This is a genomic window from Pseudonocardia sp. N23, assembly GCF_002583555.1.
Classification (GTDB): domain Bacteria; phylum Actinomycetota; class Actinomycetes; order Mycobacteriales; family Pseudonocardiaceae; genus Pseudonocardia.
This window is the reverse complement of sequence record NZ_BEGX01000002.1, coordinates 39875-63181: the sequence shown is the minus strand read 5'-3', so window position 1 is coordinate 63181 and position 23307 is coordinate 39875. Positions and strand designations below refer to the sequence as shown.

At 72.0% G+C, this 23307-nt stretch carries 18 protein-coding genes and 2 pseudogenes; 11 read left to right on the top strand and 9 right to left on the bottom strand.

What is annotated here, in order from left to right; all coding sequences use genetic code 11:
- Positions 1 to 7 precede the first annotated feature (7 nt).
- The 4 genes and pseudogenes from TOK_RS01110 to TOK_RS35200 all read left to right on the top strand — a co-directional run.
- Positions 8 to 2599 carry an alpha/beta hydrolase fold domain-containing protein gene (locus tag TOK_RS01110; RefSeq protein ID WP_098955867.1) on the top strand — a complete coding sequence of 864 codons (2592 nt, stop codon included), beginning with the start codon at positions 8 to 10 and terminating at the stop codon, positions 2597 to 2599.
- Between the two features lie 106 nt (positions 2600 to 2705).
- Positions 2706 to 3899 carry a cytochrome P450 gene (locus TOK_RS01105; RefSeq protein ID WP_098955866.1) on the top strand — a complete coding sequence of 398 codons (1194 nt, stop codon included), beginning with the start codon at positions 2706 to 2708 and terminating at the stop codon, positions 3897 to 3899.
- Between the two features lie 23 nt (positions 3900 to 3922).
- Positions 3923 to 4243, top strand: a complete 321-nt coding sequence (locus tag TOK_RS01100; RefSeq protein ID WP_098955865.1) for a 2Fe-2S iron-sulfur cluster-binding protein — start codon at positions 3923 to 3925, stop codon at positions 4241 to 4243.
- A 45-nt stretch (positions 4244 to 4288) separates the two neighbouring features.
- A pseudogene (locus TOK_RS35200) lies at positions 4289 to 4432 on the top strand (undecaprenyl-diphosphatase); the annotation flags it as partial.
- A 113-nt stretch (positions 4433 to 4545) separates the two neighbouring features.
- Here TOK_RS35200 and TOK_RS35195 read toward each other — a convergent pair.
- Together TOK_RS35195 and TOK_RS01090 are read right to left on the bottom strand one after the other, a co-directional pair.
- Positions 4546 to 5427, bottom strand: a pseudogene (locus TOK_RS35195) (FAD-dependent oxidoreductase); the annotation flags it as partial.
- Positions 5360 to 6337, bottom strand: coding sequence for a LysR family transcriptional regulator (locus TOK_RS01090; RefSeq protein WP_098955863.1), 978 nt, complete (start codon positions 6335 to 6337; stop codon positions 5360 to 5362). The pseudogene TOK_RS35195 and the gene TOK_RS01090, both read right to left, overlap by 68 nt.
- Positions 6338 to 6436: 99 nt before the next feature.
- On the opposite strand from TOK_RS01090, the gene TOK_RS01085 reads away from it, so the two are divergent.
- The 3 genes from TOK_RS01085 (at position 6437) to TOK_RS01075 (ending at position 11133) form a co-directional block, all read left to right on the top strand.
- On the top strand, positions 6437 to 8197 hold the full coding sequence (locus TOK_RS01085; RefSeq protein WP_253258107.1) for an FAD-dependent monooxygenase: 1761 nt from the start codon (positions 6437 to 6439) through the stop codon (positions 8195 to 8197).
- Between the two features lie 23 nt (positions 8198 to 8220).
- The gene (locus tag TOK_RS01080) at positions 8221 to 10164 is read left to right on the top strand and encodes a maleylacetate reductase and hydroxyquinol 1,2-dioxygenase domain-containing protein (protein ID WP_098955861.1); all 1944 of its coding nucleotides are present in this window, start codon (positions 8221 to 8223) and stop codon (positions 10162 to 10164) included.
- An 87-nt stretch (positions 10165 to 10251) separates the two neighbouring features.
- Complete coding sequence (locus tag TOK_RS01075) at positions 10252 to 11133, top strand: PaaX family transcriptional regulator C-terminal domain-containing protein (protein ID WP_098955860.1); 882 nt, start codon at positions 10252 to 10254, stop codon at positions 11131 to 11133.
- A 31-nt stretch (positions 11134 to 11164) separates the two neighbouring features.
- Here TOK_RS01075 and TOK_RS01070 read toward each other — a convergent pair whose 3' ends face one another.
- The 5 genes from TOK_RS01070 to TOK_RS01050 all read right to left on the bottom strand — a co-directional run bounded on the left by TOK_RS01070 (position 11165) and on the right by TOK_RS01050 (position 17345).
- On the bottom strand, positions 11165 to 11389 hold the full coding sequence (locus tag TOK_RS01070; protein ID WP_216361802.1) for a hypothetical protein: 225 nt from the start codon (positions 11387 to 11389) through the stop codon (positions 11165 to 11167).
- Positions 11367 to 12215 (bottom strand): AraC family transcriptional regulator, encoded by an 849-nt coding sequence (locus TOK_RS01065; RefSeq protein WP_098955859.1) that lies wholly within the window; start codon positions 12213 to 12215, stop codon positions 11367 to 11369. The genes TOK_RS01070 and TOK_RS01065 overlap by 23 nt, the downstream gene beginning before the upstream one ends.
- 110 nt (positions 12216 to 12325) lie before the next feature.
- The gene (locus tag TOK_RS01060) at positions 12326 to 14056 is read right to left on the bottom strand and encodes an AMP-binding protein (protein WP_098955858.1); all 1731 of its coding nucleotides are present in this window, start codon (positions 14054 to 14056) and stop codon (positions 12326 to 12328) included.
- Positions 14056 to 15093, bottom strand: a complete 1038-nt coding sequence (locus tag TOK_RS01055; protein ID WP_253258106.1) for a carbon-nitrogen hydrolase family protein — start codon at positions 15091 to 15093, stop codon at positions 14056 to 14058. Before TOK_RS01055 ends, TOK_RS01060 begins: the two co-directional genes overlap by 1 nt.
- 5 nt (positions 15094 to 15098) lie before the next feature.
- Positions 15099 to 17345, bottom strand: coding sequence for an FAD-dependent monooxygenase (locus TOK_RS01050; RefSeq protein WP_098955857.1), 2247 nt, complete (start codon positions 17343 to 17345; stop codon positions 15099 to 15101).
- 103 nt (positions 17346 to 17448) lie between these two features.
- Between TOK_RS01050 and TOK_RS01045 the strand changes: the two genes are divergently transcribed.
- From TOK_RS01045 to TOK_RS01030, 4 genes are read left to right on the top strand one after another with little or no spacing between them, the layout of a single operon-like run.
- Entirely contained in the window at positions 17449 to 18561 is a 1113-nt protein-coding gene (locus tag TOK_RS01045; RefSeq protein WP_098955856.1) for a cupin domain-containing protein, read from the top strand.
- Positions 18562 to 18572: 11 nt separating this feature from the next.
- Entirely contained in the window at positions 18573 to 19412 is an 840-nt protein-coding gene (locus TOK_RS01040) for a fumarylacetoacetate hydrolase family protein (RefSeq protein WP_098955855.1), read from the top strand.
- Positions 19409 to 20209, top strand: coding sequence for an Asp/Glu racemase (locus tag TOK_RS01035; RefSeq protein ID WP_098955854.1), 801 nt, complete (start codon positions 19409 to 19411; stop codon positions 20207 to 20209). Before TOK_RS01040 ends, TOK_RS01035 begins: the two co-directional genes overlap by 4 nt.
- Positions 20206 to 20616 (top strand): thioesterase family protein, encoded by a 411-nt coding sequence (locus TOK_RS01030; protein WP_098955853.1) that lies wholly within the window; start codon positions 20206 to 20208, stop codon positions 20614 to 20616. Before TOK_RS01035 ends, TOK_RS01030 begins: the two co-directional genes overlap by 4 nt.
- Positions 20617 to 20711: 95 nt before the next feature.
- Here the strand turns inward: TOK_RS01030 and TOK_RS01025 are convergent, their stop codons facing one another.
- Both TOK_RS01025 and TOK_RS01020 read right to left on the bottom strand, forming a co-directional pair.
- Positions 20712 to 21560 carry a mycofactocin-coupled SDR family oxidoreductase gene (locus TOK_RS01025; RefSeq protein ID WP_098955852.1) on the bottom strand — a complete coding sequence of 283 codons (849 nt, stop codon included), beginning with the start codon at positions 21558 to 21560 and terminating at the stop codon, positions 20712 to 20714.
- Positions 21561 to 21595: 35 nt separating this feature from the next.
- Positions 21596 to 23239 (bottom strand): NAD(P)/FAD-dependent oxidoreductase, encoded by a 1644-nt coding sequence (locus TOK_RS01020; RefSeq protein ID WP_098955851.1) that lies wholly within the window; start codon positions 23237 to 23239, stop codon positions 21596 to 21598.
- Between the last annotated feature and the right edge of the window lie 68 nt (positions 23240 to 23307).

Here is a 23307-nt window from a genome sequence, read left to right as displayed (position 1 = left end):
CCGAGGCATGGCTCACACACCCGATGTGGACGTCGTGGTCGTCGGTGCAGGCTTCGCCGGTCTCTACTCCACGCACCGCCTCCGCAACATTCTCGGCCTCACGGTCCAGGCCTTCGACGCCGGCTCGGGGCCGGGCGGGACCTGGTACTGGAACCGCTACCCCGGCGCGCGCTGCGACATCGAGAGCGCCTGGTACTCCTACTCGTTCGACGAAGACCTGCAGCGGGAGTGGCGCTGGAGCGAGCGGTTCGCCGGACAGGCCGAGATCCTCCGCTACCTCGAGCACGTCGCCGACCGCTTCGACCTGCGCCGCAGCTACCGCTTCGACACGCGCGTCACCTCCGCTGTCTGGGACGACGACCTCCACCACTGGACCGTCGGCACCGACGACGGCGCGACGACCACCGCTCGGTTCATCGTCTCCGGCGCAGGCAACCTGAACGTGGCCAAGGAGAACGAGTTCCCGGGCCAGGAGACGTTCCGTGGCGAGGTGTACCGCACGAGCGCCTGGCCGCACGAGGGCGTGGATCTGAGAGGGAAGCGGGTCGGGGTCATCGGCACGGGCGCGACCGGCATTCAGCTGATCCCACGGGTCGCGGAGATCGCGGACCACGTGACCGTCTTCCAGCGCACACCCAACTTCGCCTGCCCGCTCGGGAACCGTCCCGTCGAGGACGCGGAGTTCGAGGAGATCACGTCCAACTACCCGGAGCTGCGGAGGGCGTCGCGGGCCAACTACGGAGGGGCGCCCTACCCGGACCCGCTGCCGTCGGCACTCGCGGTGAGCGAGGACGAGCGCAACGCGGCCTACGCGAAGTACTACGACGGCGGTGGCTTCCGGATGCTGTTGTCGGTCTTCGCCGACGTCATCCTGGACAAGCGCGCCAACGACACGGCGTCGGACTACATCCGGGAGCGGATCCGTGCGCGGGTGACCGACCCGCGGACCGCCGAGCTGCTGTGCCCGACCGACCATCCGTACGGCACCAAGCGGGCGCCGTTCGAGACCGGGTACTACGAGTCGTTCAACCGGGACAACGTGCGGTTGGTCGACGTCCGGTCCGCGCCGATCGAGGCGATCACCCCGCAGGGGGTGAGGACCGCGGCCGCCGAGTACGACCTCGACGTCATCATCCTGGCGACCGGCTTCGACGCCTTCACCGGCGCGCTGCTCAAGCTGGGCTACGTCGGCCGCCACGGTCAGACCCTCGGCGACGCGTGGAAACACGGCCCGAAGACCTATCTGGGCATCGCTGCACCCGGCTTCCCGAACCTGTTCACCATCACCGGTCCGCAGAGCCCGGTCGCGCTGTACAACAACCCGCTGGCCATCGAGGACCACGTCGAGTTCGCGGCGCGGGCGATCGAGGCCACCCGCGCGCGGCACGCCACCACGTTCGAGGCGACGGCCGACGCGGCCGAGGAGTGGGGGCGGATGGTCGTCGGAGTCGGAGACCTCACGCTGCTCCCGCTCGCCCCGAGCTCCTTCTACACAGGGTCGAACGTGCCGGGCAAGCCGCGAGGGATGCTGTTCTTCGCCGGTGGTGCGCCGCTGTACCGCGCCATGTGCGACCAGGTCGAAGCGACCGGCTACGGTGGCTTCGCGATCGACGACGAGCCCGCCCCGATCCCACCGATGGTGCTGCTCGACCCCGCCGCGGCGATGGTCACCGGCATCATGATCGGTCAGGAGCAGCGGCCGTTCGAGGACCTCGGCCTCGACGAGCAACGTGCGGCGTTCGAGAGCTTCGTCCACCTCCAGCGGCCGCCGCGCGAGAGCGTGCGGACCGTCGAGACCACCTATCCCGGTGCCGGTGGCCCGATGAAGGCGCTGGTCCACGTCCCGGCCAAGGCGGGCCCGCTGCCGGTCGTGGTCTTCTACCACCCGGGCGGCTGGGTCGGCGGAAGCGTCGGGGTGTCGGCTGAACCGTGCTCGGTGATCGCGGAGGAGCTGGGCGCGGTCGTCGTCACCCCGAGCTACCGGCTCGCCCCGGAGCACCCGGCTCCCGCCGCGGGTGACGACGTGTATGCGGCACTGCGCTGGGCGGTCGAGGTCGCCCCCGAGTACGGCGGGGACCCCGCACAGCTGTTCGTCGTCGGCGAGAGCGCCGGCGGCACCCTTGCGGCGTGCCTGGGGGCCAGGGTCCGTGACGAGGGCGGTCCCGAGATCTCCGCGCAGGTCCTCGTGTACCCGGCGATCGATCCGGCCGCCGACACCCCGTCGCGGCGCCTGTACGCCGCCGGTCCGCCGATCACCGTGGCGGCCATGGATGCGATGTGGCAGGCGTATCTCGCCGAGGCGGCGGCGGACCGCCCCGCGTCGTCGGTGCCGGGGGCCATCGAGTCGGTGGTGGGACTGCCGCCGACGATGCTGGTCACTGTCGAGCTCGACCCGCTGCGTGACGAGGGCGAGGAGTTCGCGGACAGGCTGGCGGCCGCAGGGGTGCCGGTCGAGACCGCCCGGATCGACCGGCTGATCCACGGCTCGCTCAACATGTCAGGGCTCATCGGGCGCACCCACGAGATCACCGACGCGATCGTCGGGTACCTGCGCCGGCGTGTCGCGCAGCCGGACGCACAGGTCCTCGTCAACGACTGAGGCCGCTCCGATCACGTGGCCGCGGGACGGTGCGGCGCACCCGTCCCGTGGCCACGGCCACTGCCGCCCTCATCGTCACCACGATCGTTCCTTCCAGGAAGGCCCCATGACTCCCACCCCGCAGTCGACCGTCCGCCGCCCCACGTCCGACCTCGACGTGTACTCCGACGAGGCGTTGCTGAATCCGTGGCCCGGGTACCGCGAACTCCGCGACGCCGGACCGGTCGTGTTCCTCGAGCGCTACGGCATGTATGCCGCCACCCGTTACGACGCCGTCTCCCACGTCCTGCGCTCGCCGGAGGTCTTCCCCTCGAGCGAGGGCGTCATGATGAACGACGAGATGAACCAGGTGCTGCGCGGCAACACGTTGTGCAGCGACGGCGAGGCGCACAGCGCCTCGCGGCGGGTCATCGTCAGGCCGCTGACGCCCAAGGCCGTACGTCTCCTGCAGGACGACATCAGAGCCCAGGCCCGCAAGCTGGTCGAGGAGCTGACCGGGCGCCGGGAGTTCGACGCGGTCACCGACCTCGCCCAGTACCTGCCGGTGACGATCGTGTCGAACCTGGTCGGGCTGCCGGAGGAGGGACGCGAGCGGATGCTCGTGTGGGCCTCGGAGATGTTCAACTGCTTCGGTCCCCCGAACGACCGCACCCGGGACTCGTTCGTCGTGCTCGGCGAGATGATGGAGTACGCCACGACCCAGGCGGTTCCGGGCAAGCTCAGGCCCGGGAGCTGGGCCGAGGCGATCCACGGCGCGGCGGCGCGCGGCGAGGTCCCCGCGGACAAGTGCCCGGTCATGATGATCGACTACATGGGCCCCAGTCTCGACACCACGATCTTCGCGATCAGCAGCGCGGTGTGGCTGTTCGCCCGTCACCCCGACCAGTGGGACCTGGTTCGGGAGGACCCTTCGTTGATCCCCTCGGCGATCAACGAGGTGCTGCGGATGGAAGCGCCGATCCAGGACTTCTCCCGCAGCGTCGCCGTCGACCACGAGATCGACGGCGTCGTCCTGCCCGCCGGCTCGCGGGTGATCGCGTTCTACGGGGCAGCGAACCGCGACGAGCGGCGCTACCCGGACCCGGACCGCTTCGACGTGCGTCGCAACCCGACCGACCACCTCGCCTTCGGCGCGGGCCCGCACACGTGCGTCGGGATGAATCTCGCACGCCTGGAGATGCGGGCTCTGTTCGAGGTGCTGGTCGAGCGGGTGACCCGGTTCGAGATCCGGTCCGAGCAGCGCGCTCTGCACAACATCCTGCGCGGGTTCGCCCGCCTCGACGTCACCGTCCACGTCTGACCACGGCCCGCGAGGAGACGACGATGCCGAAGATCACCTATCGGGTCGGGGACGAGACGACCACCGTCGATGCGACAGTGGGCAGCAGCATGATGCACGATGCGGTGCGCAACGACATCGGCGGCATCATCGCCGAGTGCGGCGGCAACGCGATGTGCGCCACCTGCCACGTCTATGTCGAGGACGGTCCGGTGGACTCACTCCCGGAGGTCGGCTTCGCGGAGGACGAGATGCTCGACTGCACCGCGGCCCCACGGGAGCAGAACAGCCGCCTGTCGTGCCAGATCCCGGTCACCGACGCGCTCGACGGCCTCACCGTGCGCGTCGCCGACGAACAGGCCTGACCTCCCCGCGCTGACCGCCGGACCCGCCGGGTCCGGCGGTCACTCGTGAAGACGTGGTTCCGCGGCTTCACCGACGCCGAGGTGCGCGCCACCAACGACTACCGGCTGGCCTGGCTCGTGATCATCGGCACGATCCCGATCAGTGTCCTGGGCTTCCTGTTCAAGGACTCCGTCGAGACGGTCGCGCGCAACCTGTGGATCGTCGCGACGACGCTGGTGGTCTTCGGCATCCTGCTCGGGCCGGTCTCGGGGGACACGGCCCGGCCGAGCACCCGGTCGGCGAACTCGGGCACGGTCACCTCGACGCCGGGCCTGCGGGCGGCGGCCGCGAGCTCCAGTCCGGTGAACCCGGCGCCGACGACGACGGCCGAGCGGGCGCGCAGGAGCGACGCCCGCAACGCTCGCGCGTCGGCAAGCGTCCGCAGCTCCAGGACGTCGGCCGAGCCCGCGCCCGGAACCGTCAGCGGCCGCGGGGCCGCACCCGTGGCCAGGACCAGTGCCGAGTAGCGGAGCTCCTCCCCGTCCGCGAGCACCACCGAGTGGCGCGCACGATCGATGCGCCGAACGGTGGTGCCCGGGCGGAAGCCGATCCGCTTCTCGGTGAAGAACCTCTCGCCAACAAGGGGGAGCGGCGCGGGATCGCCCTCGTCGGTCACGACGTCCTTGGACAACGGCGGCCGTTGGTGGGGGAGGCCGGCTTCGTCGCCCAGGACGACGACCGGTCCCGTGTGCCCGGCAGCACCCAGCGAGTCGGCGGCCTGGATCCCGGCCTGCCCGGCACCGACGACGACGGGAGGTGCCGTTCTCGTGGACGATGCAGCCGCCTGGCCGCCTCGATGTCGGCCGAACGCTCCGCGGGCCACGGAGCGAGCTCCGGGGCTGCGGCCAGCAGCCCGGGAAAGATCTCCGCAGGCGGTGGGCAACGTCGAGAAGAACGCGTCGGCCGTCTGCTCGACGACCGCGGCGAGCAAGCCCTCATTGCTGTCGAACGCGTGGTGGATCGATGCGGCGCGGACTCCCGACTCCTGGGCGAGCGCTGAGATGCCCGTGGCGGGGACGACGTCGTCAGGGTTCCGACCGCGGCTCTGATCCCTGTGGTCACGGCGGCACCTGTGGTCACGCCGGCGCGGCGGAACCTGCCTCGGTCGCCCGTCGGTCGCGCCAGTACGGGGGGCCGAGTACATCCGGCTCGGGCGTGGAGAGTGCGGCCCGGAGGAAGCGTTTCAGGACCGGGGTGTCCTCGTCCGCGCGCCAGAGCGCAGCGGTCTCGACGACTGCCGTGTAGCGGCGCAGTGGGCGGGTGCGGACGCCCGGCCACGACGACGCCAGGTACTGCGCGGGAAGCAGGGTGATGCCGGCGCCCGCCTCGACCAGGGCCAGTGCGTGCATGACGGAGCTGACCTCGCGGCGTGCGTCGTCACCCCGGGTGGCGTCCGCCCACGCCGCTCTCGCGTGTGCGGCGAAACCCTCGCCGGCCCGGTCGGAGATCATGATCCGGGGGCCCTGCAGGTCGGCCAGGTCCACCCGCTCGGAACCGGCGGCGGGGTGGCCCTCCGGCAGCACGGCGACGAGCGGCTCCCGGGCGACGACGGCGACCTCGAGACCGCGCGCGCGCCCGTGGACGTGGCGTGGCCGCCCGGGCTCGACCGGCGGCAGGTGGAGCAGGCCGACGTGCGCGTCGCGACGGTGGACCCGCTCGACGACCTCGCTGTCGGCGACCTCGTCCATGACCAGGTCGACATCCGGCCCGAGGGTCGCGCCGTCGACCAGCCGGGGCAGCAGCTGCGGTGAGACCGTCCGGCCGGCCGCGACCCCGAGCGAGCCGTGCGTTCCGGAGCCGACGGCACGGACCATGTCCGTCGTGAGGGCCAGCTCACCGAGCAGCCGGCGGGTGCGCTCGGCCAGCAGGCGGCCCGCGGCGGTGAGGTCGACCCCGCGGCCGTGGCGCACCAGCAGGGCGACGCCGAGCTCGCGTTCGAGGTTCTGGAGCCGCACGGTCAGCGGAGGCTGTGTCATGTGCAGGGACGTCGCGGCGCGGCTGATCGATCCCTCGTCCGCGACGGCGAGGAAGCACTCGAGCGCGCGCAGATCCATATGACCAGGCTATAACACGCTTCCAATTTCGGTATTGGACGGATACCTGGCCGCTTCCGCATACTTCCCGTGATGTCCGCACCCCAGAGACGAGGCGGCGTGAGCGACAACCCCGGCACACTGAACACCGATGTCCTGGTCATCGGGAGTGGTCCCGCGGGCGCCTCCGCGGCGCTGTTCCTGGCGACCTACGGCGTGGACCACATCGTCATCACGAAGTACCGCTGGACCGCGAACACCCCGCGGGCCCACATCACCAACCAGCGGACGGTCGAGATCCTCCGCGACATGGGGATCGAGGACGACGTCACCGCGCAGGGGACACCCTCGTCAATGATGGGCGACACGGTCTTCTGCACCAGCCTCGCGGGCGACGAGGTCGGCCGCGTCCGGACGTGGGGCACGCACCCGGCCCGGCGGGCCGACTACACACTCGCCAGCCCGTCGGACAACTGCGATCTCCCGCAGACGCTCCTCGAGCCGATCCTCATCGGACACGCCGCCGAGCGGGGCAGCAGGATCCGGTTCGACACCGAGTACATCGGCCTCGAGCAGGACGACGACGGGGTCACCGTGACGGTGCGGGACCGGTTGTCCGGGCACACGTACCCGATCCGTGCGAAGTACGTGATCGGGGCGGACGGCGGGCGCAGCCAGGTCGCCCGCGACGTCGGACTGCCCTTCGAGGGGCGGATGGACATCGCGGGCAGCATGAACATCGTCTTCCACGCCGACCTGTCGGCCTTCGTCGAGCACCGGCCGAGCGTCCTGTACTGGGTGCTCCAGCCGGGCTCGAACATCGGCGGGATCGGCATGGGCCTGGTCCGCATGGTCAGGCCGTGGGACGAGTGGCTGGTGGTGTGGGGCTACGACATCGACCAGGCGCCGCCGGAGATCGACGACGATGCCGCCACGAAGATCGTCCACGACCTGGTCGGGGACGACACGATCCCGGTCACCATCCGGTCGACGTCGCTGTGGGGCAACAACAAGATGTACGCGACGCGGTACCGCTCGAAGCGGGTGTTCTGTGCGGGCGACGCCGTCCACCGGCACCCGCCGTCCAACGGACTTGGCTCCAACACCTCGATCCAGGACTCGTACAACCTGGCGTGGAAGCTCGCCGCGGTCCTCGCCGGCCGGGCCGGGTCCGGGCTGCTGGACAGCTACGACGCCGAACGGGCACCGGTCGGCAAGCAGATCGTGTTGCGCGCCAACAAGTCCATCGAAGAGTTCGGGCCGATCTTCGACGCGCTCGGCTTCTCGAAGTCCGACGACCCGGCCGAGCAGATCGCGTCGATGGCAGCGCGGGCCGATGACACACCCACGGCTGCGGCGCAGCGGATCGCGCTGCGCGAGGCGCTCGAGCTGAAGGACTACGAGTTCAACGCGCACGGCGTCGAGCTCGGCCAGCGCTACCGCTCCGGCGCGGTGGTCGGGGACGGCTCCCCGGAGCCCGGGTACGATCGCGACCCCGAGCTGTTCTACCACCCGACGACGTGGCCGGGGGCGCGGCTGCCGCACTGCTGGCTCGGGCACGGCGGTCGCCGGGTGAGCACCCACGACGTCACCGGCAAGGGCCGTTTCGTCCTGCTGACGGGAATCTCCGGGCAGGACTGGGCGGAGGCGGCAGCGGGCGCCTCGGCCGCCCTCGGGGTCGAGGTCGACGCCCATGTGATCGGCCCGGGCCGCGAGTACACCGACGTCTACGACGACTGGGCCCGGCTGCGCGAGGTGGGCGAGTCCGGCTGCGTCCTCGTCCGTCCCGACGCCCACGTCGGTTGGCGGGCCGCGGAGCTGCCGGCGGACCCGGAGAAGGAGCTCACCGAGGCCCTGACCCGGCTGCTCTCCCGAGCCTGACCCGAGAAGAAGGAAGAACCACGGTGACGAGCTTCGCCTACACCGTCCACCCGGCCCGGATCGTGTTCGGGACCGGCACCCTCGAGAACGTCCGGGACGAGGTGCAACGGCTGGGCCGCACCCGCGTCCTCGTCCTCGCCTCGCCGGGCCTGGCGGCGGCGGGGGACCGCGTGGAGAAGGTGCTCGGACCGCTGGCGGTGGCCCGGTTCGACGGGGCCGCCATGCACACGCCCGTCGAGGTCACCGAGGTCGCGCTGGGGGTGCTGCGCGAGCACGAGGCGGACTGCGTGGTGGCGATCGGCGGCGGGTCGACGACCGGGCTGGCGAAGGCGCTCGCCGTGCGCACCGGGGTGGACCAGGTCGTCCTCCCCTCCACGTACGCGGGCTCGGAGGTCACTCCCGTGCTCGGGGAGACCGAGAACGGGACGAAGACCACGCGTTCGTCGCCGGACATCCTCCCCGAGACCGTCATCTACGACGTCGAGCTGTCTGCGGGGCTGCCGGTGGCGCTCGCGGTCACGAGCGCGGTCAACGCGCTGGCCCACGCCGTCGAGGCCCTGTACTCGCCGGACGCGAACCCGGTCGTCGACGGCATGGCGCTCGACGCGATCACCCGCCTCGCGGCCGGGTTGCGCCGGCTGCCCGCCGATCCGCACGACCCGGAGGTCCGCGCGGACCTGCTGCGTGGCGCCTGGCTCGCGGGGACCTGTCTCGGCGCGGTGGGCATGGGTCTGCACCACAAGCTGTGCCACACCCTGGGCGGTGGCTTCGACCTCCCGCACGCCCAGACCCACACCGTCGTGCTGCCGTACGCGATGGCCTACAACGGAGCGGCGGCTCCCGAGGCGATGCGGCGGATCGCGGAGGCGCTCGGAGTCGGGGATGCCGACGACGTCGCGGGCGCGCTGCAGGACCTCGTCCGTGCGGCGGGCGGCCCGGTCTCCCTGGGGGAGCTCGGTTTCCCGGAGGCGGCCGTCGACCGGGCCGCCGAGCTCGCGACGCAGGCCCCCTACCCGAACCCGGCACCGGTCACCCGCGACGGCATCGCCGCCCTGCTGCGCGCGGCGTGGGCGGGTGAGCGACCCGGTGGCACCGGCACAGTACGCCCGGCACGGATCACCGAGCAGGTCGTGAAGACCTTCGCCGGTGCCGCCGATCCGCGACTGCGCCGGCTGATCAGCGACCTGGTGGTGCGGCTGCACGCCTTCGCCGTCGACAACGACCTCACCCAGGACGAGTGGCAGCAGGGCATCGACTTCCTGACCCGCACCGGGCAGACCTGCAGCGACACCCGGCAGGAGTTCGTGCTGCTCTCGGACACCCTGGGTCTGTCCAGTGTGGTCGACGTGCTGACCAACTCCCGGACCCCCGACAGCACACCGTCGGCGGTGCTCGGTCCCTTCTACGTGGAGGGACCGCCGGAACTGGAACAGGGCAGCGACATGGCCCGCGGGCTCGCGGGCACCCCGCTCCACGTCGACGTCCTGGTGACCGACACCGCCGACGTGCCGGTTGCCGACGCGATCGTCGACGTCTGGCAGTCGAACGAGGACGGCTTCTACGACGTGCAGCTCCCCGACCTGGACGGACCGGTCCTGCGGGGGCGGTTGCGAACGGACGGCGAGGGACGTCTGCGGTTCTGGTCGATCCTGCCGTCGGAGTACCCCATCCCCACCGACGGACCGGTCGGCGCCATGCTCGGGGCGGTCGGGCGGCACCCCTACCGGGCCCCGCACCTGCACTTCATGATCGCCGCTCCGGGGCGGCGCCGGCTGATCACCCAGCTGTTCGTACGCGGCGGGCTCTATCTCGACTCCGACGCCGTCTTCGGCGTCAAGGACGACCTTGTCGTCGACTTCGAGACCCGGACGGGGCCGACGCCCGACGGCCGCGTGATCGAGGGGGAGTGGCGCCGGCTCGGCTTCACGTTCCGCCTGGCCCCGGACGCGCTCGAGCACCGTCCCTGACGGTGCGCCGCGGACCCGGCGGCACACGCACGGCCCGGCTGTCACCGTTCGTCGAGCCCCGCGATCCCGGCCAGTAGGGTCTGCGACGTGGCGATCGACGACGAGGACGGCGGCGGCGGCGGCGCGGGTCAGCCAGGTCGGCTGATCCTGACCGTCTACGGCCTCTACGCGCGAGAGCGCGGCGGCTGGTTGCCCATCGCCGGCCTGGTCCGGCTCCTGGCGGAGTGCGGCGTCAACGTGCAGGCCGTCCGGTCGGCGATCCACCGCCTGAAGCGACGGGGGCTCGTCGACGCGCAGCGCCGCGCCGGCACGGCCGGGTACGCACTGACCCCGGGCGCGTACGGCCTGCTCGCCGAGGGCGACGTCCGGATCTTCGGCCACGCCCGTGGCGCCCTCGACGACGGCTGGGTGCTGGTCGTGTTCTCGGTGCCCGACACCGAGCGGGCGAAGCGCCATCAGCTGCGGTCGACGCTGACCCGGCTCGGCTTCGGCACGGTCTCGCCCGGCACCTGGATCGCGCCGCGGCACCTCCAGGACGCGACGATCGAGGCGCTCGAACGAGCGGGGCTGACCGGCTTCACGCAGGTGTTCGCCGGCCCCCACGTCGCGGGCGGGGACATGGCGGACCTCGTGTCGGCCTGGTGGGACCTGGACGGGCTGCAGGAGCTCTACGCCGACTTCCTCGACCGGTTCGAGCCGGCCGGCACACGCTGGCTCGGCGGGACCGGCGACGACGCGCGGGCGTTCGTCGACCTCGTCGACATGCTCACGACGTGGCGGCGGCTGCCCTACGCCGACCCGGGGCTGCCGCTCGACCTGCTGCCGCCCGGCTGGAACGGGCAGCGCGCCCAGGAGCTGTTCAGCGCGTTGTCGGCGCGACTGCGTGAGCCCGCCGCGAGCCACGTCGAGGCACTCCTCGGGCCCGCCCAGCAGGCGGACGAGCCGTCACCCGCCTCACGCGCGGGCTGACGGCCCGTCTGCGCCTCGTTCCGTGCCGGGGTCAGTCCCGGCCGGCGGCGTCGATGGCGTCGGCAAGTCGCTCCGGCGCGGTGTCCTCGGTGGCGTTGATGTAGCTCTTGGGCAGGTCGAGAGCGTAGAAGCGGGTCAGGTCGAGCTTGTCGCGGAACGGCTGGAGCGGTTCGGTCGAGAGCTGGGCGTGGGTCGAGGCGGCGAGCTCGGCGTCGGCGTCCTGGATGAACGCCTCACGCCAGATCGGGAACGGCATCGCGACGGTGTCGTCGTCGCTGGCCGCGGCCAGCTGCTCGAACAGGTCGCGGTAGTGCGGCGGCACCTCGTCGAGCAGGCTGTTGCCGGGTGCCCAGCCGTTCGCGGAAGTGGTCCTGCACCGTCCGTGGTGCGACCCCCGCGGCCGCCGCGATGTCGAGCAGGCCGATGGCGCCGTCGGCGTTGCCGTCGACGAACTCGCACGCCCGGCGGACCACGTCGGCCGCGGCGGGGGAGCTGCGGCGGGCCGGCTCGGGCTCGACCCCGAAGGAGTCGAGCGCCGCGGCGGCCGCCAGCTGCGTCACGGATGCCCCGAACGGGGTGCCGAGCAGGCCGTTGGGGACGACGTCGGCGAGCAGGAGCCGCATCACGGCGTCCCACGGCCGCGGGTCGAGCGCCAGGCCGCTGCGGATGTCACCGGCCCGGCCACCGGCCGCACCGGCCCGGCCGACGAGCGTCGTGGGCAGCTTGATCGTCAGCAGCCTGCACCCCGCGCCGAAGGCGAGGTCGTGGGCGGTCCGGGAGTCGAGCGCGACCGTCCGGCCCGGTTCGACGTAGGTCTCCCCGGCCGTGCCCCGGACCGTGAGCCCACCGGCCAGCGGTCGCGAGAACAGGACGAAGTCGCCGAACGGGTCCGGGTGCACCCGGACCTGCGCCTCGCCGTAGGACAGTGAGAAGACGCCGAGGTCGCCCACCCCGGCCTCGGCGTGCCTGGCGCGGAACGCCCCGCCCGTCGGGGACAGGCTGTGCGGGCAGTAGGACCGGGCGACCTGGGCGCGTGCGAGGTCGACGTCGCGGGTGTCGAGCCGGGTCTCCCACCCCTTCACGAGACCTCCTCCGACGCCGGGCCGCCGGCGCCCGGACCGCGACGCGGACGGCCGTTCGGCGGCCTACCGGATGCCGGTCCGTGCCCGTGAGGCACGTGGCCCTGATCCTGTCATGCGTCGACCTCCGCGACCGGGGCGATGGTCGAGGCCGTCGGCTCGTCGGCGGCACGCCCCGCCCCGGCGGGGGCCCGGAGGATCGCGGTCGCCTGCTGCGTGCACGGCGTGCTCCGCACGCTGGTGGCAGCCGGCCCGGCCGCCGCGCGTTCCCGCAGCGCGATGCGCAGCAGCTTCCCCGACGCGTTGCGCGGCAGGGCGTCGACGAACTCGACCCGGCGCGGGTACTTGTAGGGCGCGCCGACGGCCTTGACGTGGTCCTGCAGCGCCCGGGCGGTCGCCGCGGTGGGCGCCACCCCGTCGCGGAGCACGACGAACGCGGTGACCACGGCGCCGCGTGCCGGGTCGGGGGCGCCGACCACCCCCGACTCGACGACGTCGGGATGGGTGAGCAGCAGCTCCTCCACCTCGGGCCCGGCGATGTTGTAGCCCGAGGAGACGATCATGTCGTCGGACCGGGCGACGTAGTGGAAGTACCCGTCCTCGTCGCGCAGGTAGACGTCGCCGGTGCGGTTCCAGCCGTCGCGGACGTAGTCGGTCTGGCGCGGGTCGTCGAGGTAGCGGCATCCGGTGGGGCCGCGCACCGCGAGCAGGCCGGGTGTCCCGTCGGGGACCGGCCGGCCGTCGTCGTCCACCACCGTCGCGCGGAAGCCGGGGACGACACGGCCGGTCGCGCCGGGGCGCGCGTCGTCGTCGGCCGCGGAGATGAAGACGTGCAGCATCTCGGTGCCGCCGATGCCGTCGATCAGCGACTGCCCGACGACCTCGCGGTAGCGGACGGCGACGTCGGCGGGCAGCGTCTCGCCGGCCGACACGGCCCTCCGGACGCCGGTGAGCAGGTGCCCGTCGCCCGCGTCGAGGATCGCGCGGTACGCGGTGGGCGCGGTGAACAGGACGCTCACCCCGCGGTCGGCGACGACCCGTGCCAGTTCCGCGGGCGTCGCGCGCTCGGCGAGCAGCACGGACGCGCCCACGTGCAGGGGGAAGACGAGCAGCCCGCCGAGCCCGAAGGTGAACGCGAGCGGCGGGGTGCCGGTGAACAGGTCGTCGGCCCGGGGCCGCAGTACGTGCGCGGAGAACGTGTCCGCGATCGCGAGGACGTCGCGGTGGAAGTGCATCGTCGCCTTGGGCCGGCCGGTCGTACCCGAGGTGAACGCGAGCAGGGCGACGTCGTCGGCGGCGGTGGCGACGTCGGGGAAGGTGGCGGCGTGTGCGGCGCAGCGGACCTGCAGATCCCGTCCGAACGACACCGCCGGGACGTCCGGAGGGAGCTCGTCGAGGTACCGCTCGTCGCACAGCGCGACGCTGGGCCGCGCCGTCGCGACGATCTTGTCGAGCTCACGGCGGCGCAGCAGCGGCATCGTGGCGACGGCGACGGCGCCCGCCTTGAGGACGGCCAGCCAGCACGCCGCGAGCCACGGTGTGTTCGGGCCGCGGAGCAGGACGCGGTTGCCGGGGACGACGCCGAGGTCGGCCGTGAGGACGTGTGCGATGCGGTTGGCGCGCGCCAGCACCTCGCCGTAGGACCACGTCTCGTCCGGCGAGAGCAGGCACGGGCGGTCCGGACCCAACCGGTCGACGGCACCGTCGAGCAGGACGGCCGCGGCGTTGAGCCGCTGTGGGTACCGCAGCTCGGGCAGGTCGAACACCAGCTCGGGCCACTGGTCGGGCGGGGGGAGCCGGTCCCGGCAGAAGGTGTCGACGTGTGCGCTCGGTGAGAGGTCCATCATCGGCTCCCGGAGTCGCCGTCCGGGGGCTGCGGTGCGCCCGCCGCGGGGGGCGTGGCAGGGCCCGGTGCCTCGCGGCCGGTCACGACCAGCGGGACGCGCGGCGTCGCGTCGAGGTGCAGGGAGAACACGTCGAAGCGGTTGTAGTGACCGACGATGTCGTGCATCTGCTTGGGCTGGATGCAGCGCGCCAGGTCGATCTCGGCGTAGACGATGCCCTCGTCGTCCACGAGCGGTTCGACGACCGGCCGGCCGTCGGGCCCGAAGACTCCCGACAGGGCGTTGCGCGGCCGCGACAGCAGTTTGCGGACGGTCTCGTCGTCGCCCGCGACCATGTCGATGATCTCCGGTGAGACGACCGATGTCGACACGACCGAGAAGACCTTGCCCTCGAAGGCGTGTGCGGCGGTGCGGATCGCGATGGCGTCGGCCATGTCGTAGTCCTCGGGCGCGACCGGGAGCGCGATGTAGGACGCGACGTGCACCTGCTCGCCCTGGGCCAGCAGTGCGAACCGGGCGAGGGTGTTGGTGTTCTCCCCGCAGGCCAGCACGCCGAGCCGGCCGACCGGGGTGTCGTGCACGAGCAGCGAGCTGCCGTCGCCCCCGGTCCAGGTCAGCTTCTCCGCCCACGTCGGGACGAGCTTGCGGTGCACGCCGATCAGCTCACCGGTGTGGGAGATGGTGAGCAGCGTGTTGTGGATGACGCCCATGCTGTGCGCGCCGCGTTCGTTCACCCCGATGACGACGGTGACGCCGTGGCGCCGGGCGGCCGCCCGCAGCGTGTCGACCTCGGGCCCCGGGACGTCGACGGCGTTGCGGTACAGCCGTTCGAACCATGGCGAGCCCTGCACCGGGTTCATCGTCCAGTTCCAGTACGGGTAGCCCGGCACGAACGCCTCCGGGAACGCCACCAGGGTGGCGCCGTTGCCGGCCGCCTCGGCGACGAGGTCCGCGGCCTTGGCGACGGTGGCCTCGGCGTCGAGGTAGACGGGCGCGGCCTGCACAGCCGCGGCGGTGAAGCGGGGCAGCTCCAGCATGGCGATCAACCCTTCGCGGAGGTCAGCAGTGGGCGCCAGCGGCGGTGGACCGGCAGCGGCTCGGGATCGGTGAGGGTCAGACGCGGGGGGACGCGCCGGGCGGTCGGCGGCGGTGCGGCCCCGGCACGCAGGTGGACGGGCCACTCGACGTCGTCCCAGCCCAGCGCGACGGCCGCGTGCAGCGCCCAGGCCGGGTCGTGCAGGACCGCCCGGCCCACCGCGACGAGGTCGGCCCGCCCGGCGAGGACGATCGAGTTGGCGTCGTCGGCGGTGGAGATGCCGCCGACGGCGACGACCGGCACACCGGCGTCGTGGCGGATCCGCTCGGCGAGCGGCGTCTGGTAGCTGCGGCCGTAGTTCGGCCGCTGGTGCGCGACGACCTCGCCCGAGGAGACGTCGACGGCGCCGGCGCCGTGCGCGGCCAGTGCCCTGGCGACCTCGACGGCGTCCTCGATCGTCTGGCCGCCGGGTGCGTGGTCGACGGCGGAGATGCGGACGAGCAGCGGCCCGGACCAGACGGCCCTGACGGCGTCGAGGACGCGCAGGGGGAACCGCAGCCGATCGGCGAGGTCGCCCGGGTGGGTCAGCGGCGACAGGTACGTCGAGAGCAGGTGCCCGTGACCGGCGTGCAGCTCGAGCGCGTCGAACCCCGCGTCGGCGGCCCGGCGGGCGGCGTCGGCGAACGCGGCCACGACGGCGTCCTCGTCGACCGGTCCCGGTGCGGGGTCGCCCTCGCGGTAGGGGACCGGCGTCGGTGCGACGGGGGCGACCCCGCGGCGGCCGGCGTGGGTGAGCTGGACGCCGACCCGGGCGCCGGACGTGGCGTGGATGCGGTCGGTGATCACCCGCCAGGCCGCGACGTGGGCGTCGTCCCAGAGCCCGCTCGAGGACTCGCACGCCCTCGCGTCGGGCGAGACCGCGGTACCGCCCGTGAGCACGAGCGCCGCCCCGCCGACGGCTGCCGCGGACAACATGAGCATCTCCGCGTCGCCCGGGACGCCGTCGCATGCGGCGTCAACGGTCACCGGAGCGGCGATGATCCTGTTGTGCAACAACAGGTTTCCCAGCGTGAAGGGCTGGAACAGCGGCGGCGCGCCGGGAGCGAAGTGTGTCCGGACCTCCGCGGCGTAACCGGGGTCGCGGACCGCGAGGTTGTCGAAGGTGACGCGGCGGCTGCGGGTGAGCAGGTTGAACGCGAACTGCTGCGGGTCGAGACCGGTCACGTGGTCGACGTCGGAGAACCACTCCAGGCTCGCCTGCGCGGCGCGCTGGGTCGACTCGACGACCGGCCGGCGTTCGGACTCGTACGCCGCCAGTGCCGTCGGTACCTCGGTGTGCCGGCGCAGGGACGCGGCCAGCGCGAGCGCGTCCTCCATCGCGAGCTTGGTTCCCGAACCGATGGAGAAGTGCGCGGTGTGGGCGGCGTCGCCGAGCAGGACGAGGTTGCCGTCGTGCCAGCGGCGGTTGCGGACCGTGGTGAAGCGCAGCCACTTCGAGTTGTTCGCGACGAGCTCGGCGCCGCCCAGCTCGTCGCGGAAGAGGTCCGCGAGCGCGGCGATGCTCGCCTCGTCGCTGACCCCGGGAGGCAGCGACTCGGCGTCGACCGCGTCGAAACCCAGTGCGCGCCAGGTGCTCTCGCCGGCCTCGACGATGAACGTCGACCGGGTCTCGGAGAACGGGTAGGCGTGCACCATCAGCGCGCCTTGGGCGGTCTGCCTCGCGACGAAGGTGAACGCGTCGAGCGCCCGGTCCAGGCCGAGCCACATGTATCGGGCACCACGGACGTCGAGGTCCGGGCCGAACACCGAGGCGTGCGACGTGCGGATGGACGAGCGTGCGCCGTCGGCGGCGACGACGAGGTCGTACTCGGCGCGGAGCGTCTCGACGGGGGGAGCGACGGTGCGGAACCGGACGTCGACGCCGACGTCGGTGCACCGCCGGGCGAGCAGCTCGAGCAGTACCCGGCGGTTGATCGCCGAGAAGCCGTGCCCACCCGAGGTGACCGTCTCGCCGCGATGGACGACGTCGATGTCCGACCAGCGCGCGAACTGCGCGGAGACGGCGGCGAACAGCACCGGGTCGGCCTGCTCGAACCCCTCCAGCGTCTCGTCGGAGAAGACGACCCCGAAGCCGAAGGTGTCGTCGAAGGCGTTGCGCTCGAACACCACCACCTGAGAGGCCGGGTCCAGCTGCTTCGCCAGCGCGGCGAGATAGAGGCCGCCCGGACCTCCACCCACGACGGCGATCCTCATATTCCTCACTCCTGACGCTGGTCGACTGAACAGAACATTAGCTTCTGTTGCTGTCGTTGAAAAGACGCTATGTTGGATTGGCGACGACAGATGAGGAGGCGTGATGACCGACCTGAGTGACGACGTCCTCGGCCGCGCCCGGGTGCGTGACACCGCGGAGCTGGCGGCCTACTACCGGCGGCTCGAAGAGCTCGACGCGGGCGCACTGTGGACGATCGCCAACAAGATCGAGCCCTGGTACCCGCAGCCCCGCTCGCGCCCGATGCTGTGGCGCTACGCCGACCTGCGCCCGCTCGTGCTGGAGGCGTTGGGCCTCGTCAGCGGCGACGACGCCGGCCGCCGGGTCGTCGCGCTCTACAACCCCGACCTGCGCGACATCGCCGCCACCTGCGGGCTGCTCTACACCGGACTGCAGGTGATGGCGCCCGGCGAGTCGATGACCGCCCACCGCCACCAGGCGTCCGCGCTGCGGTTCGTACTGGAGGGCGAGGGCGCCTGGACGATCGTCGACGGGCAGAAGCTCGCGGTCGGCCCGCGCGACTTCGCGATCACGCCGGGCGGGACCTGGCACGAGCACGGCAACGAGGGCGTGGAGTCCGACGGTGCCGTGATCTGGCAGGACGGGCTCGACATCCCGCTCGTCAACGCCCTCGACGCGCCGTTCTACGAGGTGCACCCCGACCTCCACCAGAAGCAGGACGGGGTCACGAACTCGTCCGTGCTCACCTACGGCGCGGGGCAGCTGCGGCCCGTCGGCGACCCCTGGGACAAGCGGTACTCACCACTCACCGCCTACCCGTGGGAACCCACCTACGAGGCGCTGCAGAACGCGGCGACCGCCTCGGACGGCTCGCCGTACGACGGCATCATCATGGAGTACTCCAACCCGCTGACCGGCGGTTCCGTCATGCCCACGATGAGCGCGCACATGCAGATGCTGCGCCCGGGCGAGCACACGCTGGCGCACCGCCAGGTCGGGTCGCAGGTCTACACCGCGGCCAAGGGCTCCGGTCACACCGTGATCAACGGGGTCCGTTTCGACTGGACCGAGGGCGACATCTTCGTCATCCCGTCGTGGGCCTGGCACGAGCACGCCAACGCCAGCGCGTCCGACGACGCGTGCCTGTTCTCGTTCACCGACTTCCCGGTGATGCGCTCGCTCGGCTTCTACCGCGAAGAGGCATACGCCGACAACAACGGCCACCAGGCCGTCTGAAAGGGATCCCGATGCTCCTGGTCACCTTCTCCGTCGCCGCCGGCCCGTTCCGGCCCGGCGCCCTGGACGGCGACGAGGTCGTCGACCTGTCCGCGCACGTCGACGACATGTCCGCCCTCTTCGGCGCGGCCGCCCTGCCCGCGCTCGACGGCCCGCGCCTCCCGCGTGAGGACGTGCGGCTGCACGCCCCGTTCCGGCCCGGCAAGATCGTCGGGGTCGGCCTGAACTACGTCGAGCACGTCGACGAGTCCGCACGCACCCTCGACACGGCGAAGGAGCTGCCGACCCGGCCGGTGCTGTTCTCCAAGCCCGGTACCGCGGTCGTCGGGCCGGGGGAGCCGATCCTGCACGACGGCGACCTCACCGAGCAGCTCGACTGGGAGTGCGAGCTCGCCGTCGTCATCGGGCGGACCGCGCGCAAGGTCTCCCGCGAGGACGCGCTCGTCCACGTGTTCGGCTACTCGATCGTCAACGACATCTCCGCGCGTGACCAGCGCCGCTCCGGGCAGTGGTTCTTCTCCAAGGGCCAGGACTCCTACGCGCCGTTCGGCCCGGCGGTACGCACCGCCGACGAGGTGCCCGACCCGCAGACACTCGCGCTGGGCCTGAAGGTCAACGACGAGGTGAAGCAGAAGGGCAACACGGCCCACATGCTCTTCACGGTCGCCGAGCTGATCGCCGACATCTCCTCGGGAATGACGCTCGAACCCGGCGACGTCATCGCGACCGGCTCCCCGCAGGGGGTGGGCGCCGCGCAGAACCCGCCGCAGTTCCTCCGGCCCGGCGACGTCGTCGAGGCCACCGTCGAGGGAATCGGGACGTTGCGCAACCCGGTGGTCGACGCCCGATGAGCTGGAGCGCGACGACCCGCCCCTACCGGATCGGCCAGATCGTCCCCAGCTCCAACGTCACGATGGAGACGGAGATCCCGGCACTGTTGCGGGCGCGGGAGACCGTGGCGCCGGAGCGGTTCACCTTCCACTCCAGCCGGATGCGCATGACGCAGGTGACCGCGGACGAGCTCGCCGCGATGGACGCCCAGTCCGACCGGTGCGCCGTCGAGCTCTCCGACGCCCGCGTCGACGTCCTCGGCTACGCCTGCCTCGTCGCGATCATGAGCATGGGGCCCGGCTACCACCGCGAGTCGCAGCGACGGCTGCATCAGCGCACCGTCGACAACGGCGGCCCCGCACCCGTGGTGACCAGTGCCGGTGCGCTGGTCGACGGCCTGCGGGTGCTCGACGCGCGGCGCATCGTGCTGATCGCGCCGTACCTGCCTGCGCTGACGCGCACCGTCGTCGACTACATCGAGGCCGAGGGAGTCACCGTCCTCGACCACCTCGCGCTCGGCGTTCCCGACAACCTCGACGTCGCGGCACTCGACCCGCGCGGCCTCATTGCGCACGCGAGGGAGCTCGACCGGTCCGACGCCGACGCGGTCGTGCTGTCGGCGTGTGTGCAGATGCCCTCGCTCGCCGTCCTCGACGAGGTCCAGGAGCTGCTCGGCAAGCCCGTCCTGTCGGCCGCCGCCGCCACGACGCACCGGATGCTGCGCGCGCTGGACCTGCCTGCGTTCGCGCCGCTGGGTGGCGCGCTGCTCGGTGGCGACCACGCGCTCGCGGACCCACCCGCGGTGGTGGCGCCGTGACCGCGGCCGCCACCCGGCCGTCGGCCACCATCGTCCGGGCCGTCGAGTGGGCCGACACCGACGCGTCCGGGCACTACCACAACGGCGTCGTGCTGAGGTGGGTCGAGGCGGCCGAGGCCGAGCTGCTGGGCGGCCTCGGGCTCGCCGGACTCTTCGGCCGGATTCCGCGGGTGCGTTACGAGGTCGACTTCCGCGACCGGCTCTGGTTCGGCCAGCAGGTGCAGATCGAACTGGCGGTCGGGCATCTCGGCAGGACGTCGCTGCGCTACGACTTCGAGGTCCGGTCCGCCGCGGTGGTCGCCGCGACCGGTTCGACGACGGTCGTCCACGCGACGCCCGACTCGCCCGCGGCGACACCGTGGCCCGCCGACGTGCGACGCACGCTCCAGCTCGGGGTTCCGACGTAGCTGCCGCGATCTCGGCGGCCCGCCGCCGGGTCCGCTGGGATCGGGCACGCCGGGGATCGCCGGGCCACCCGGGAGCCGGGTGGCCCGGCCCCGGGTCAGCCGGGGGTGTGGTTGAAGCCGGGCAGGATGAGGTGCCCCGCGTCGATCGGCATCGCGACGCCGGTGATGTCGGCGGCGTCGTCGGACACGAGGAACAGGACGCCGTTCGACAGTGTCTGCGGGTCGAGCAGCCGCCGGCCCTTGAGCGCCGTCCAGTTCTTCGTGGCATCCCAGAGGTCCGAGTGCCCGGCGCCCGGGAAGATCAGGTTGTCGTAGAGCCCCTGCCAGTCCACGATCTTGGTGTTCGCCGCGCCCGGGCAGATCGCGTTGCAGCGGATGCCGTAGCCACCCAGCTCCAGTGCGATGTTCTTCATCAGCATGACGACGCCGGCCTTGGACACGTTGTAGTGGGTGTAGCCGGGGCCGGTCTCGATCGCGTTGATGGAGGCCGTCATGCAGATGGCGCCCCGGCCACGTTCGATCATGTGGGGGGTGACGGCCTTTGCGGCGCGCCACATGCCCGACAGGTTGATGTCGAGCATCTGGTTCCAGCGTTCCTCGCTCATCTCCCAGAAGGGTTCGATGCTGAGCACGCCGTGGTTGGCGACCAGGATGTCGATCTGGCCGAACTCGGAGAGGCCGGCGGCCACAGCTCCGTCCAGGGCCTCCTGCGAGCGTGCGTCGCCCTCGATCGCGACGATGCGGCGGTCGAGCTCCTCGACGCCCTTGACGGTCTCGGCCAGGTCGTCGCTGCTCGAGAGCGCGTACTCGATGCTGTCGACGTCGCCCGGCACGTCGACCGCGATGATGTCGGCGCCTTCGCGCGCCAGGGTGAGGGCGTGTGAGCGGCCCTGCCCCCGACCGGCGCCGGTGATCAGTGCGACCTTGCCGTCGAGCTTTCCCATGTGACGGTCCTCTTCGTTGGGGATGTTCGGATGGGTCAGGCGGGGGTGCGGTCGGTGGTGGTGAACCGGAAGCCCGGGTACTCCTTCTCCTGGGCCTCGCGCAGCTGCTCGGCGTAGGCGCCGAGGCCGGCCATGTAGAACATGATCGTGACGGGCTTGCCCGGCACGTTCGCACCGTTGATCCAGGAGTCGACCTTCGGGAACAGGGTCGAGTTGCCGATCTCGTCGCACGTGGCGACCCACTGCGCCTCGGTCTCGGCAGTCGGCTCGATGGTCTCCTGCCCGGTCCGCTGCAGATGGCGGATGGCGTCGGCGATCCACTCGATCTGGACCTCGTCGGCCGGCGGCTGGTTGGTGAAGGGCCCCATCGGCCCGAACATCGTGAACATGTTCGGGAAGCCGCTGGTCATCAGGCCCAGGTGCGTCCTCGGCCGGTGCGCCCAGTGGTCGGCGAGATCGACACCGTCGCGGCCGGTGTGCGCGATCTTGAGAGTGTTGCCGGTGACGGCGTCGAAGCCGGTGGCGAAGACGATCACATCGAGCTCGATCTCGCCGCCCGCGGTCCGGATGCCCCGAGGGGTGACCTCGAGGATCGGGTCGGCCTTGACGTCGACGAGGGTGACGTTGTCGCGGTTGTAGGTCTCGAAGTAGCCGTCGCAGCACAGCGGCCGTTTGGCGTAGAGATCGGTCGGGGTGAGCATGCGTGCGGTCACCGGATCCGTGACGGTCGCGGCGATCTTGCGCTTGATGAAGTCGGTCGCCGCGTTGTTGGCGAACAGGTCGACGCCGATGTCGCTGAAGGTGGCGAACATGAACTGGAAGCCGCCGCCGTGCCGCCACCAGCGCTCGAACACCGCCTCGCGCTCCTCGTCGCTCACCGCGCTCGCCGGCGTCGTGCTCTCCTCGAAGCCGAACCCGGTGATGGAACCGCGTACGCGTTGCCAGTAGCCCTCGTAGTCGGCGTCGATGTCGGCCAGGAAAGCCGGGTCGATCTGCCCGTGCCGCGCGGGGACGCTGTACTGCGCGGAGCGCTGGAACACCGTGAGGTGGTCGGCCTCCGGCGCGATCTCGGTGATCACCTGGACGCCGCTGGACCCGGTACCGATGACGCCGACACGTTTGCCCGCGAAACCCGTTCCGGACTGCGGCCAGCGCGCGGTGTGGAAGATCTCGCCGGTGAAGGTCTCCTGACCGGGGAAGGCCGGCGTGTTCGTCGACGAGAGCAGGCCGACGCCCTCGATCAGGAAGCGCGCGGCCAGCCGCTCGCCCCCGTCGGTGACGACGATCCAGCGGTTCACGTGCTCGTCGAACGTCGCGCTGAGGACCCGGGTCTCGAGGGTGATGCTGCGCCGGAGGTCGAAGCGGTCGGCGACGTGGTTGAGGTAGGCGAGGATCTCGGGTTGGCGTGGGTAGCGCTCGCTCCAGCGCCACGTGTCGAAGAGGTCCCGGTCGAACGAGTAGCAGTACGCGGTCACCTCGGTGTCCGCGCGTGCGCCGGGATAGCAGTTCCAGTACCAGGTCCCGCCGACGCCGGGGGCGTCGTCGAACGCCCGGACCTCGAGTCCGAGGTCGTTGCGCAGGACGTGGAGGGCGCAGAGACCGGCGAACCCGGTGCCGATGACGACGGCATCCAGCTCGACCGGTTCGACGCCGTTCGTGGTGTCGATCGGTCCGCTCATGTCCCCGATGGTCGGGGTCGGCCGGGCCGCGGTGCTGTCCCATTTCGGTACGCGGCGCCTGTTCCAGA

What these genes read in the sequence shown, in the direction of transcription:
- TOK_RS01045 (WP_098955856.1), top strand. Translation starts at nt 17,449, where the DNA reads ATGACCGACCTGAGTGACGACGTCCTCGGCCGCGCCCGGGTGCGTGAC.
- TOK_RS01100 (WP_098955865.1), top strand. Translation starts at nt 3,923, where the DNA reads ATGCCGAAGATCACCTATCGGGTCGGGGACGAGACGACCACCGTCGAT.
- TOK_RS01040 (WP_098955855.1), top strand. Translation starts at nt 18,573, where the DNA reads ATGCTCCTGGTCACCTTCTCCGTCGCCGCCGGCCCGTTCCGGCCCGGC.
- TOK_RS01020 (WP_098955851.1), bottom strand. Translation starts at nt 23,239, where the DNA reads ATGAGCGGACCGATCGACACCACGAACGGCGTCGAACCGGTCGAGCTG.
- TOK_RS01110 (WP_098955867.1), top strand. Translation starts at nt 8, where the DNA reads ATGGCTCACACACCCGATGTGGACGTCGTGGTCGTCGGTGCAGGCTTC.
- TOK_RS01025 (WP_098955852.1), bottom strand. Translation starts at nt 21,560, where the DNA reads ATGGGAAAGCTCGACGGCAAGGTCGCACTGATCACCGGCGCCGGTCGG.
- TOK_RS01050 (WP_098955857.1), bottom strand. Translation starts at nt 17,345, where the DNA reads ATGAGGATCGCCGTCGTGGGTGGAGGTCCGGGCGGCCTCTATCTCGCC.
- TOK_RS01055 (WP_253258106.1), bottom strand. Translation starts at nt 15,093, where the DNA reads ATGCTGGAGCTGCCCCGCTTCACCGCCGCGGCTGTGCAGGCCGCGCCC.
- TOK_RS01090 (WP_098955863.1), bottom strand. Translation starts at nt 6,337, where the DNA reads ATGGATCTGCGCGCGCTCGAGTGCTTCCTCGCCGTCGCGGACGAGGGA.
- TOK_RS01060 (WP_098955858.1), bottom strand. Translation starts at nt 14,056, where the DNA reads ATGGACCTCTCACCGAGCGCACACGTCGACACCTTCTGCCGGGACCGG.
- TOK_RS01070 (WP_216361802.1), bottom strand. Translation starts at nt 11,389, where the DNA reads ATGCCGTTCCCGATCTGGCGTGAGGCGTTCATCCAGGACGCCGACGCC.
- TOK_RS01035 (WP_098955854.1), top strand. Translation starts at nt 19,409, where the DNA reads ATGAGCTGGAGCGCGACGACCCGCCCCTACCGGATCGGCCAGATCGTC.
- TOK_RS01105 (WP_098955866.1), top strand. Translation starts at nt 2,706, where the DNA reads ATGACTCCCACCCCGCAGTCGACCGTCCGCCGCCCCACGTCCGACCTC.